This window comes from Aliiglaciecola sp. 2_MG-2023 (assembly GCF_030548145.1).
Lineage (GTDB): Bacteria > Pseudomonadota > Gammaproteobacteria > Enterobacterales > Alteromonadaceae > Aliiglaciecola > Aliiglaciecola lipolytica_A.
In genome coordinates, this window is sequence record NZ_JAUORY010000005.1 from 117,677 (window position 1) to 130,492 (window position 12,816).

Below are 12,816 nucleotides of genomic sequence, written 5' to 3' on the forward strand. Positions count from 1 at the left end.
AATGTCTGGTAAATTTATTGTTATTGAAGGCCTAGAAGGTGCGGGTAAAAGCAGCGCAATCGCCACGGTCAAAGAACAGCTCGAACTATCGGGATTAGAGGTGGTTTGTACCCGTGAACCTGGTGGTACGCCTATGGCTGAATCTATTCGTGAATGTGTAAAACATGCTTGGCAGGAAAAAGTGACAATTGAAGCCGAATTGTTATTAATGTATGCCGCTCGTGTGCAATTGCTTGAAAATGTCATCAAACCAAATTTAGCCCAAGGGCGTTGGGTGATTGGTGATCGTCACGATTTATCTTCTCAAGCCTATCAAGGTGGCGGACGAGGTATTTCAAGCCAAAAGATGACTACCTTAAGTCAATTATCATTGAATGGCTTTAAACCTGACTTTACGTTGTATTTGGATGTTGAGCCAACTGAAGGCTTGAAACGAGCTAGAGGCAGGGGAGAGCTTGATAGAATAGAGTTGGAAGACATTTCTTTTTTTGAGCGGACCAGAAATCGATATCTACAATTGTGTGAGCAAGATGACAGCATTTTCACAATCAATACAATGCAGAAAATCGAATTGGTACATCGAGATATTAAGACGGCTTTAACGACCTTTTTAAAGGATCAATCGTGTACCCTTGGTTAGATGAAACCTATCGACAACTTAGTCAACGTGCGCAAAATAGTAGTTTGCATCATGCTCTTTTAGTTAAGGGACCGGTGGGAATTGGCAAAACCGATTTCTGTAATCAATTAGCTAAATCCATTTTATGTAAAAGTCTCTCAAACAAGCCTTGTGGGAGTTGTCAATCTTGTACACTTTTCGATGCACAATCGCACCCTGATTTGCATCGCGTTGTATCTGAGAAACAAATTGGTGTGGATCTGATTCGTGTTGCGATTCAAAAGCTGACTAGCACAGCCCATCTATCGGGTAATAAGACGTTAATTATAGAGCAGGCAGAAAGCATGACTGAGTCTGCTGCAAATGCACTTTTAAAAACCTTAGAAGAGCCCACGGAAAATACATTTTTATTTTTAGTTTCCGCTTATCCTGAACGCTTATTGCCTACGATTATCAGTCGTTGCGAAAAAGTCAATTTACACGCGCCGAGTTTTCAGCAGTGTAAACAGTGGTTAGCCTCCCAAAATGTTGCAGGTGTTAACGACGATATAATTCGTATTTATGGTCAATGCCCATTAAAAATCATTTCTCAGCTGGCCAATAAAGAAGGTTTTACTTTTACTGATTTCACGCAGTCTTTAGATGAGTTAAAAAAAGCACAAACCAGCACTTTAGCACTCGCAGAAAAGTGGCAAAAAGAAGCAGAACAAGTGGTTTTATGGCTGCAATATGATTTGTCACAACTAGCTATGACGGGACTGCATAATAGCTTGTTATGGAAGCTAGAAGATAAATTAATAAAAGCCTCAATTGCTTTGCAAAATCCCGGCGTGAATCGTTTGTTGATATTATCTGATATGTTGACGGATTATCGTCGGTTAATTAGCCAATAAAAAATTATAAGAGGAGTTATTTTTGTTTGTTGATTCCCATTGTCATTTAGACAAATTAGACAAAACAAGCGCAGAACTTAAAGAGGTTATTCACTTTGCTAAACAGCGCGGAGTTGAACACTTTCTATGTGTGGCTGTGTCGGTAAAAGACTTCCCACAAATGTTATCTAAAGTCACTGAACTTGATGACGTTTCTGTATCCTGCGGAGTTCATCCACTGCATCAAGAAGATGCATGCAGTTATGCTGACTTATTAGCCATGGCGTCAAGACCCGAGGTGGTGGCTGTGGGTGAAACTGGTTTAGACTACTTCTACAGTAGCGACACCAAAGAGGTACAGCTGGTATCTTTTGTTGATCATATAAAAGTTGCCAACGAGTTATCGAAACCACTGATTATTCATACTCGTGATGCCCGTGAAGATACTTTAGCGTTGTTACGAGAACACAAAGCTGAACATACTAAAGGCGTTCTGCACTGTTTTACTGAATCTTTAGAAATGGCGGAAGCTGCTATTGAAATGGGCTTTTATATTTCGATTTCAGGAATAGTTACGTTTAAATCTGCTCAAGAGCTGCAAGCAGTAGTGAAAGCATTGCCATTAAACAAGTTGTTAATTGAAACTGATTCACCATGGTTGGCTCCAATACCTTATCGTGGCAAACAAAATCAACCTGGTTATGTGGTCGAAGTGGCCGAATTTATCGCTCAACTTAAAGGCGTGAGTGTTGAAGAACTAGCAGCGGTGACAACTCAAAACTTTTACGATTTGTTTGATGGAATAACCCGTAGATAAACAATAATCTCTGATAAGGCTAGTTTAGACTATAGTTTGTACTTAAATTATTTAGCGTTAGGAGTCGTTTCAGTTGAAAAATCGTTTAAAAACGTTCCTAGTCTGTTTATCAATACCATTTTTTTTAGTTCATGCAGTAGAGTGTGACTTTGATTCTTGGCAAAATTACCAACAAGAAAGGTTGTTACTTAATTCATCTAAGTCAGCCTTTATTTTTCAAACTGAACATAAAGCCATAGACGCTGACGGTGCGCCAAACGCTTATCACCCCGATAATACGGGGTTAGATAATTATTTAAATGCAGGCTATCCAAACCATAGTTGGTGGAATTCTGTTTTAGTTCAAGATCCAAATGATCCAACAAAGCCCTATATTCAAGAAGACGGTGAGTTTGCGGGCTATTTTATATCCAAAACGTCTTTGTTTGATAAAAATAAAGATATGTTGGACGTGTCTCGATATGTTGATGCAACCAAAATTCCGTATTTAGTTTTTCCCGGTAAATTTTACAGTAAAAAAGGGACAGGCCGCCTAGGTGATATTGGCATGGCTTTTAACCTCAAATCCGGTGAAAGTAGTGCCTTTGTAGTGGCAGATGTGGGTCCTTCGAACGCCAGTTTAGGAGAGATATCTATGGCTTTAGCCGAAAATCTTGGTGGAACGAATGTAAATCCACGAAATGGGGCTGGCAAACCAAAAGGAAATATTCTTTACGTATTATTCCCATATTCGTCGAAAAAATATCCTTGGCCATTAGATATTGAAGAAATACATAGTGTTGGCAAAGAGTTAGTAGAATCGGTTGGTGGTGCCGAAAGTCTTTTGGCTTGTTCAGCATCAATGTAAAGGTGCCATTACGATGGTAAATAGAAGATAGTTAGGAGTTTTTGTAGATGCGATTTTTAGTAGGTCTTTTTAGTCTTGCCGTGGTTGTGAGTCTTAGCGGTTGTGTGGTGATCCATAAGGAATCATCAGTCGATACCACTAATGAGTTAAGCAATTTGAATAGTACTTTGTGGATGCAAACCTCTGCAGAATACCAAGCAAACGCGCTACAAACCTATAAAGCGGCAGAGCTGCAATTAACCAATGCGTTAAATGATACAACTTGGACTTCAGCCGTAGAACAACAAAATAATTATGCTAATTTACCACCAGCTATTGTATTAGATATAGATGAAACAGTGCTCGATAACTCACAGTTTCAAGCTGATATGATTTTGCATAATCACACCTATGACTCAAAAAAATGGGATCAATGGGTGGCGATGCAAGCCGCACCAGAGATTCCAGGAGCAGTGGCATTTATCAACCATGCTCAACAAATGGGTATAGAGATTATTTATATTACCAACCGAGAATGTAAGGCCAGAAAAAGTGTTTCAGATAGCTGTCCACAAAAGCAGGAAACCATAAATAACCTAAAGAATGTAGGCATAAAACAGGTTAATGCTAAGCAATTATTTCTAAAAAAAGAAAAATCAACTTGGAGTTCTGAAAAACAATCAAGACGTGAATTGGTTGCACAGTCCTATCGTATCATCATGTTGATCGGTGATGATCTAGGCGACTTTTTACCGAATGTGAAATCTGCTATTTCATCAACTACGCGAAAAGAATTAGTCACTCAATACCAAGATAATTGGGGAGTGAAATGGTTTGTTTTAGGCAATCCTACTTATGGTTCATGGATACAGGTTTTAGACAAACCAACACTTCAAAACCTCAAGGGACTTTGATTGTTAGTCACAAAATCGATGTGGTATTCATTTTAAATTTACGCACGAATGTGCCTAAGCTCTAAATTAACCATCGTTGACCATAAATTTCCTAATTATGGCTTTTGTACACTTTCGTTACAGAGCCATATTAGCCATTAAATTTTAACCTTTAATACTAAATATAAAATAACCATGCTTAGATTATCCTACCTGCGTTTACCTTATGGAGAATTCATGTTTCGAATACTACTAGTTATATTGGCTTTTGCTCCCGTTATCGCCAACGGTTGCGAATTTGAGGAGCTGTCTTTTTCAGCTAATTTTGAATCAGGACGTTTAGATAATTGCGAATTAAATCAAAGCGGGCAATACGTGCTAACTTTTATGCCTGAAGATAAGACCGTCAACCCCAGTCCTTGGTATTATTTTAGTGTTCAAACAAAGGTGCCTAAAACCGTAAATATATTATTAACCTTTGAAGGATATACACCCAGGTACCTTCCTAAAGTCAGCAAAGATCAAGTTAACTGGAATGGTTTAGCATTTGATACAAATGAGCAGGGTATGTTAGTTGAACTTGATGTTAGTTCAACACCAACCTATGTTGCAGCTCAACGACCCGTTCCCAATGATGCTTACACAACTTGGCTCAAATCAGCGGGTAATAAATTTAACATACAAGCCTTTAGTTTAGGCAACTCTTCTGAAGGTCGTGCTATTTCAGCTTTCGTATTGGAAAATAAAGATAATACCGAATGGGTTGTTTTTATTGGCCGTCAACATCCACCTGAAGTAACTGGGGCGGTGGCAATGTTTTCTTTTTTAGATGAATTCCTAACCACTACAGCTAGCCAAAAAGCATTTCTATCTCGTTTTAATGTGTTGGTTGTGCCTAATTTAAATCCTGATGGTGTTGCGAATGGGCATTGGCGACATAATCTTGGTCATAAAGATCTTAATCGGGATTGGAATACCTTCTCGCAACCTGAAACCAAAGCGGTGAAAACATATTTAGATAAGATCACCCAAGGCGGCGGTAAAATAGTGATGGGAATGGACTTCCACTCAACTTATAACAATGTTTTTTACAGCATTCCGATGGAAGAAAATATTGCTCCTACATCTTTGGTAATAGATTGGTTAGCCGCACTGCAAGAAAAAACCAAAGGTGTATTTAAAGTGGTTGATAAACCCGGCACATCTCCTGGAAAAGGGGTTTTTAAACAATTTATTGCCGATACTTATAAAGTACACGGTGTGACATACGAAGTGGGTGACAATGAACCGGATGAAAAAACCCGCTATGTTGCTAGGCATGCTGCCAATACGTTGATCAGTACTCTTATTGCCACGGCACCAGAATCTTTTTATATCGATAACTGCAAACAAACTAACTGCGAGAAATAATCATGAAAAAAATAGTTAACCAGGGAATAGCAGCAAGTTTATTGTGTGTAATAACTAGTTTTGCAAATGTTGCACTGGCACAAAACCAAGAAGATGTAACGTCCACTAACAAATACCAACCGGTAATGAAACAAATTGCTAAGACCATGTGGGAGTCACCTGAATTAGGCTTTCTTGAGCATAATAGTAGTGCGCTGATGCAAAAAGTACTGACTGAACGCGGATTCACCGTAAAAGCAGGGATCGCAGGAATGCCAACTGCTTTTGTTGCACAATACGGTGAAAGTGGACCAGTAATTGGTTTACTCGCTGAAATGGATGCGCTTCCAGGAATGGGAGTCAATAATACACCTGATAAACAGCCGATTGTAAGTAATGATCATGTACATGATGGACATGCTTGTGGCCACAACTTGTTTGCAGGTGGCGTAATTGGATCTGCGTTGGCGCTAGCTGATTATTTAGATGAACACCCCAAACAAGGTCGGATAAAAGTGTTTGGCACGCCAGCTGAGGAGGGCGGTTCTGGTAAAGTGTATATGGTGAGGGAAGGTTTGTTCAATGAGGTGGACGTTGCCTTACATTGGCATCCATCGGATAGCACAACAGCAGCTCCGTATACTTCACTGGCCAACAAAAGCGGTAAGTTTCGTTTCTATGGCGTAGCGGCACATGCTGCCGCGGCACCTGATAAAGGGCGTTCTGCGTTAGATGGAGTGGAAGCTATGAACATGATGGTAAATTTAATGCGGGAGCATGTTCCAGACGGCACTCGTATTCACTATGTTATTACCCATGGTGGCACAGCGCCAAATATTGTTCCTGAGTTTGCCGAAGTATATTACTACGTCCGCTCTCCAGAACCTGCGGTGGTATTATCTCTGTGGGATAGAGTCACTAATGCGGCAAATGGTGCTGCACTTGGTACCCAAACCAAAGTAGAGGTCGAAGTTACCGGTGGTGTATGGAGTGTGCTTCCTAACGTTGCCTTATCTAGGTTAGCCGACCAAGCTATCTTAGCTGCCAAACCTATTGAATTATCCAAAGATGAACAACAATTTGCTAAAAAAATCAGTCAAACCTTAAACCATTCTTTTAGTGATGATGAGCACAGCACGGCGCTTCCATTTAGTGAAAAAATTACTGTATGGTCAGCTTCTACCGATGTGGGTGATGTTAGTTGGCAGGTGCCTACCGTAGGAATCTCAAGTGCTACCTGGGTAAGAGGAACACCCCCCCATACTTGGCAAGCTTCAGCAATGAGTGGTACAGGTATCGGATATAAGGGCATGTATTTAGCCAGTGATGTATTAACGAAAACCGCAATCAGTTTGTTCGCGGATCCTGATAATCTTAAAGCAGCGAAAAAAGAATACCTTGAAAGAAAAGACTCGTTGAAATATAAGTCTATGATTGGTGATCGTGCTCCAGCTCTCGAATATAGAAAAAAATAAGTGCTAATAGCTGTATTAAGCTAATTTTTTAGGATAGAGAAAAGTAAATACTTCTCAAAAGTAAACCCAAAGCAAGGGAAGAAAATATGAAATTATTCAAAATATGCATCACAACAGCAATGACACTTAACTTAGTGGCTTGTTTTAGTAATCCTCAAATGCCAGAGAGTAAGCAAGACGTTAAATTAGTAGTTCAACAACAAACTAATCAAGACGAAACGGCTGCATTTTTAGCCTTGATGGACAAACAAACTAAAGCGTTATTGCAGCGCACACCAACACTGGCGACAACCTTAGGTGTTTCGGAAGAATATTTCGGGGGGGGCTTTAACCACAAACTTGCAGACTATTCCGTTGAAAATATTGCCAATTCAAAAGTTTTACGAGATTCAATGGAAGCTGAATTATTGAAAATTGACCGTTCACTATTAGTTGGAACTGCGGCAACGACTTATGATGTTTTAGCTAATGCCATTGCAATGACAAAACGATTTGAACCCTATGTATTCGGTGCATTTGATCCACTTTCAATTTATACCCCCTATTCAATAACTCAGTTAACGGGTATACACATAGACTTACCAAGATCCCTTCAAACTGAACAGCCACTAAATAATAAAGCGGATGTAGAAAACTATCTGACGAGATTGAGTTTGTTAGAAGAAGCGTTTACAGATATGGCTGATGTTGTGGGCTTAGATGCCAAACACGGTGTAATCCCACCTAAATTTGCCATTGAAGGTGCGTTAAATGTGATCAATGGCATGACGAGTTCCATTCCCGCTGAAAACCCACTAGTAGTGGTGTTAGATAACCGTTTAAAATCGGTGGAAGGTATTAGTGATGCAGAGCGCGCAGACTATGTTAAACGTGCTCAAAAAATCACATTGGAAAAAGTCTATCCAGGTTATGCCAGACTTCACCAAGCACTTACTGCCACTTTAGCCTCAGCACAAAGTGAACCAGGTATTTGGGCGCTGCCCGATGGTGAAAAACGCTATGATTTAGCGCTGCAAAACTTTGGTGCTGGCGATTTGAACGCCGAACAAATTCATCAACTAGGGTTAAACGAAGTTGCACGCATTAAGGCTGAACTAGATTTACTCCTAAAGTCTGTCGGTTACTCGCAAGGCGATGTTATCGAAAGAGTCATTAGCTTGTCAGAAGATCCTGCCAATTTATATCAAAATACCGATGAAGGGCGAAATACGTTGTTGAACGATCTCAACTTACAAATGCGAGAAGTAGAATTATTACTGCCTAATATTCTTAACACCATTCCAAAGGCCGAAGTTGAAGTTCGTCGTATATCAATTTATGAACAAGACAACTCTCCTGGTGGTTATTATACCTCACCAAACCTAGACGGTTCTCGCCCAGGTATTTTTTGGATCAACTTAAAGGACACGGCTGACTGGCCAATCCTTTCGTTACCGACTTTGGTTTATCATGAAGCCAGCCCTGGTCACCACCTACAAGTGAGTATCGCTCAGGAAATTGACGATATGCCTATGATTCGGAATATGCTGTGGTTTAGCGCATATGGTGAAGGTTGGGCGCTCTATGCAGAATTACTTGCTAAAGAACTGGGCTTATACGATGACGATCCTCTAGGTGATATTGGTCGATTGCAATCAGATCTTTTTAGGTCCGCTCGACTCGTGGTAGACACGGGAATCCATTACAAGAAGTGGAGTAGAGAACAGGCAATTGACTGGATGTACAAAAATACTGGGCAAAGTGTCGCATCCATAACCAGAGAAGTAGAGCGCTATGCTGTCATGCCAGGACAAGCGACCTCTTATAAATTGGGGCAAATTCGTATTCTTGAATTACGTAAATTGGCTAAAGAAAAATTGGGAGATAAATTTTCTTTGCCAGAATTTAACGATCAAATACTTATCCATGGCGCGGTTAACTTAACTGTATTGACAGATAATATACATGCATGGATAGATTCAAAAATCTAAATTTGTATATGCAAGAATTAAAATCTTGTATTGCTACTCGAAGAACATTGATCATTTCAGTTTGCTTGAAATGATCAATGGTATTCTAAATAAACACCTTTGTTCACACACCATCGAAAGCGAAACAATAAGAAAGGTTACTTTTATAGAAAAGCCCCCTTAGAAAATCAGTTTCAGATTTGACGGGATATGTGTGGGCGAAAAATTGCTTACCTCTATACTGGGTGATTAGCTCGATCAATTAAAGTCGGTATGATTTTGTCTGCCCAGAAACACAATGGATTAAACAGAAAAACCATAAAAAAGTGGATACAGCATTCACTGTATCCACTTATATTCTCGCGTTTCAATCTCATTTTGCTGTTCAGCAAAAGTCACTCATTGAAAAAATTAGAAAGTAACTGAAACTTTACCGTAGACAAAACGGCCTGAGAAACCAAACGGTGAAAAGCCAGAGTATGGGAACAATCGTGAAAAGGTGCTTACTTCATCGACTAATTCACGGGTAGTATCAGGGTATACATCAAACAAGTTATTTGCCCCTAAGGTAAGGGTTAGATTGTCGGATACGTCATAACTGACATCCAAGTCTGTCACCCATTTGTTAGGTAATACTTCATTTGTTGCCGGATCTGTTGATGGCTCTTGAGTTTCCCCATAACGAGTGGTTCGCAATGTGGCATGCCATTCATCCATACTCCAAACTGCACTTAGGTTAAGTTTGGTTTTAGGCGAGCCAACTTCAAAACGACGTAACTCTACATCTGAAAATAAGTTGTCTTGATCAAAGCCTGCACCGGCTAACACATCTGGCGGATCTATGATGTCGGTAACTTCGTTTTTATTGTAGTTAAAGCCCGCATTAAAGGCGATATCTCCCCAGTTTTGAATGTCAGTGTTATATGAAACCACTACATCCACACCTGAAGTTTCACTATCAATAGCGTTTAAAAAGAAGCGTGCACGGTTAGCGCCTGTACCTGCTAACAAGGCTTCAATTTCCGCACCTGATAGGTTGTTAGATAACACGATACGATCATCAATTTTAATGTTGTAATAATCAACAGACACACTCACGTTAGAATCAGGAGACCAGGTGATACCTGCTCCGTAGTTTACTGATTCTTCAGCATCTAGACCCGGCGAACCAAGGGCTATTGCGACATCACTGCTAGGTGAGAAAGTACCGGTTTCGGTTGGTTCACCGTCAACAAAGACTGTCGCGATTGAGGTGAAATACTGTTGTTGTAGAGATGGCGCTCTAAACCCCGTTGATACAGATGCGCGAAGTGCGATGTCTTCGGTAAGCGTATAACGGGTAGCGATTTTACCATTCACTGTTGAACCGAAATCAGAATAATCCTCATAACGTGCAGCTACAGTCACGTTCAGGTCATCGGTTACATAGGCCTCTAAATCCACATACAAACTGATATTGTGGCGGCTGTTGTCACCAGCTGATTCAGGAGTAAACCCTGGGAATACTTGCGAGCCTGCTGCACCATCGAATTCACCTTGGATATAGGATGCTTCTTCACCGGCTTTAATTTCGTAACCTTCGTGGCGATACTCTGCGCCTAACGCTACGTTAACCCCACTGGCTAATCCATCTACGTCAACTTCTCGACTTAGGTCGATATTTAAAGTGAACTGGTCGTAAATTAGAGTTCCTGCATCAAATTCTGTCTGGCTAGTTGGCCCAAGAGATGTATTTAAGCTATTGATTACCCCAAATTTAAATTCATCTTCACCGTAAACTGCTGATACATCATAATTCCAATCGCTCAAATCACCTTTTATACCAGTGGCCAATGAATAATCATTTATATCTGAAGTGATAATAGGTAAAAATCCATCTGGGTAAATAGATTCAATATTGCGGCTATCTTGTGCTCTACGATAAAATCCACCGCCTTCACCTTCTCGGGTACTGTATGAGCCAAAGGCATATAATTCAGCTTCTGCATTCAATGTTAGGCCGGCATTCACAAATACGGCCATATCTTCTACGTCACCATTACCAAAATTATGATTGTAGCGATCCCAGGTCAGTTCGCGAGGGTCGAGTGAACCGTCTTCCAAGCGCGCGTAGTTTTCGCGAGTATCGTAGTCAGAACGATTACTTGCACTGCGGTCGCGAAATTCAGCTGAAATATTAATAAAGCCGTCATCTCCAAGCTCTAAACCAATATTACCTCTTAGCGTCGTAGTTTGCCCATCAGTTAATTCGCGATCGCTGCCTTCAGTAAAGCTTAAATTACCGTCTTCACCAATGCCTACATCGTTTAAATCAGGAACGCCGTCCATAGTGGTTACGTTGGCACCATAGGTCACTGATGCTGAACCACCGCTGCTCGCACTTTTTAAAACAATATTGATGACACCGGCAATAGCATCGGAGCCGTACTGCGCAGCTGCGCCGTCTCTTAATACTTCAATACGTTCAATCGCATTAGCTGGTATTGCATTTAAATCAACAGCTGAGGAACCACGTCCTGTAGAGCCATTTAAATTAAGCAAAGCGTTAGAATGGCGACGCTTACCGTTAACCAAAACCAACGTGTGGTCAGGTGCTAGACCACGCAGTTGTGCAGGGCGAACGTGATCTGTGCCATCTGTTAATGAAGGCTGAGGAAAGTTAAAACTTGGCAGCAAACTGCCTAAGATCATATTTGTTTCTGTTTGACCGGTTGTGTTGAGGGCATCGCCACCAATAATATCGATAGGAACTGGACTATCTTCCACTGTTCGTCCTAGACGACGAGAACCTATGACACTGATCTTTTCTACCGAATTATTCGCTGATTGATCTGACTGTTGCTGAGCAAAAGTGGGTGAGGCTGTAAAAATTGCTGTTGAAGCACTCATCATTAACGCGACTTTTAACCAATGTTCTTTGGCTTTGAATATAGGTGTTTTTTTCATGTATGTTATGTCCTGATGTTTAATATGAAATAACCCTGCGCTGTATTTTTGATATCTATTCTCTATTTTGAGGCTCAAATTATTATTATTGTGGCAGTGGTCGTTTATGATCTTAGACTGTTAAAATCTAACTGCAAATACTTATTGCACTAAACGTCAAATCAGAGCGATTTTTATCTGTATTTTTCTCAAAATTTGACAAAGACTAATTTTTAACCAATTAAATCAACGGAATAACATAAAGGTAAATGTAATGGGACATAAAGTGGCAGCGCAATATTGAGCATCAATAGTTGCAACTATTTATAAAAATATAGAAACTTAAATAGTAATTTTAGAGTGACTTTAGAATTACTTTAATGGCTGTCTGTTAGTTAGTCTCAAATTGAAACTGTTAGACAATGATTCTAATGACTAAATGATGTTAGCGAGTAATTCACTGGGTTACCCCATGCAACATTTTTTATACTTTTTTCCGCTTCCACATAGACACTGATCATTTCGATTTAGCTGGACTTGACCGGTATCGTCTTTTATTTCTCCGTCAACATAGACCCAGTGTTCATTTTCTAACATAAAGTTAGATACTTCATGAAGTAAATAAAATGTCTTGTCCGAACGAGAATAAGCTTTAAATTCTACAATGTTTTCACTTGGGCAATTAACAATCTCAAGGGACAGCCACTGTGTCTCATTGTCACTTTGCTGGAGATCTTTAATAGATAGGTTTTGGCGGGAGGCTTTAGCGTATGTATCTAAAATATATTGGTAATTATTTTTGGCATAGGCGCTATACCGTGAACGCATTAATTGTTCAGCAGTATCAGGGTATTTTGTTTTTGAAATAAAAGGTCTACAACAATTTTCAAAGGACTCGCCACTACAACAGGGGCATTCATGATTACTATTCAGCACAGCTTAAACAACTCTATGATATTCAGGTACATCTTAAATCTAATCTAGTATTGAGTAACAAACAATAGCTTACGAAAAACAACACTGTGAGTATTTGCGGTAAGCAAATGAGTCT

10 protein-coding genes are annotated in these 12,816 nt (G+C 40.0%); 8 read left to right on the plus strand and 2 right to left on the minus strand.

Features of this window, described 5'->3' with window-relative positions; all coding sequences use genetic code 11:
- Position 1: 1 nt before the first annotated feature.
- From tmk to Q4567_RS07130, 8 genes are all read left to right on the plus strand, one after another.
- Positions 2–640 (plus strand): dTMP kinase, encoded by a 639-nt coding sequence (tmk, locus tag Q4567_RS07095; RefSeq protein ID WP_303499886.1) that lies wholly within the window; start codon positions 2–4, stop codon positions 638–640.
- The gene (gene holB, locus Q4567_RS07100) at positions 625–1,512 is read left to right on the plus strand and encodes a DNA polymerase III subunit delta' (RefSeq protein ID WP_216046551.1); all 888 of its coding nucleotides are present in this window, start codon (positions 625–627) and stop codon (positions 1,510–1,512) included. The genes tmk and holB overlap by 16 nt, the downstream gene beginning before the upstream one ends.
- 22 nt (positions 1,513–1,534) lie before the next feature.
- A complete protein-coding gene (locus Q4567_RS07105; protein WP_216046552.1) occupies positions 1,535–2,308 on the plus strand; it encodes a TatD family hydrolase in 774 nt (257 codons plus the stop codon).
- Between the two features lie 73 nt (positions 2,309–2,381).
- On the plus strand, positions 2,382–3,155 hold the full coding sequence (locus Q4567_RS07110; protein ID WP_303499887.1) for a glycoside hydrolase family 75 protein: 774 nt from the start codon (positions 2,382–2,384) through the stop codon (positions 3,153–3,155).
- Between the two features lie 47 nt (positions 3,156–3,202).
- Positions 3,203–4,048, plus strand: a complete 846-nt coding sequence (locus tag Q4567_RS07115; protein WP_303499889.1) for a 5'-nucleotidase, lipoprotein e(P4) family — start codon at positions 3,203–3,205, stop codon at positions 4,046–4,048.
- Between the two features lie 216 nt (positions 4,049–4,264).
- Positions 4,265–5,437 (plus strand): M14-type cytosolic carboxypeptidase, encoded by a 1,173-nt coding sequence (locus tag Q4567_RS07120; RefSeq protein WP_216046555.1) that lies wholly within the window; start codon positions 4,265–4,267, stop codon positions 5,435–5,437.
- A gap of 2 nt (positions 5,438–5,439) precedes the next feature.
- A complete protein-coding gene (locus Q4567_RS07125; protein WP_303499891.1) occupies positions 5,440–6,891 on the plus strand; it encodes an amidohydrolase in 1,452 nt (483 codons plus the stop codon).
- Positions 6,892–6,977: 86 nt separating this feature from the next.
- Positions 6,978–8,861 carry a DUF885 family protein gene (locus Q4567_RS07130; protein WP_216046557.1) on the plus strand — a complete coding sequence of 628 codons (1,884 nt, stop codon included), beginning with the start codon at positions 6,978–6,980 and terminating at the stop codon, positions 8,859–8,861.
- A gap of 390 nt (positions 8,862–9,251) precedes the next feature.
- Here the strand turns inward: Q4567_RS07130 and Q4567_RS07135 are convergent, their stop codons facing one another.
- Positions 9,252–11,786, minus strand: coding sequence for a TonB-dependent siderophore receptor (locus tag Q4567_RS07135; protein WP_303499894.1), 2,535 nt, complete (start codon positions 11,784–11,786; stop codon positions 9,252–9,254).
- A gap of 444 nt (positions 11,787–12,230) precedes the next feature.
- The gene (locus Q4567_RS07140; RefSeq protein WP_303499896.1) at positions 12,231–12,701 is read right to left on the minus strand and encodes a YchJ family protein; all 471 of its coding nucleotides are present in this window, start codon (positions 12,699–12,701) and stop codon (positions 12,231–12,233) included.
- Between the last annotated feature and the right edge of the window lie 115 nt (positions 12,702–12,816).

Coding starts and splice junctions, on each gene's coding strand:
- Q4567_RS07130 (WP_216046557.1), top strand. CDS start 6,978: ATGAAATTATTCAAAATATGCATCACAACAGCAATGACACTTAACTTA.
- Q4567_RS07120 (WP_216046555.1), top strand. CDS start 4,265: ATGTTTCGAATACTACTAGTTATATTGGCTTTTGCTCCCGTTATCGCC.
- Q4567_RS07135 (WP_303499894.1), bottom strand. CDS start 11,786: ATGAAAAAAACACCTATATTCAAAGCCAAAGAACATTGGTTAAAAGTC.
- Q4567_RS07125 (WP_303499891.1), top strand. CDS start 5,440: ATGAAAAAAATAGTTAACCAGGGAATAGCAGCAAGTTTATTGTGTGTA.
- Q4567_RS07115 (WP_303499889.1), top strand. CDS start 3,203: ATGCGATTTTTAGTAGGTCTTTTTAGTCTTGCCGTGGTTGTGAGTCTT.
- tmk (WP_303499886.1), top strand. CDS start 2: ATGTCTGGTAAATTTATTGTTATTGAAGGCCTAGAAGGTGCGGGTAAA.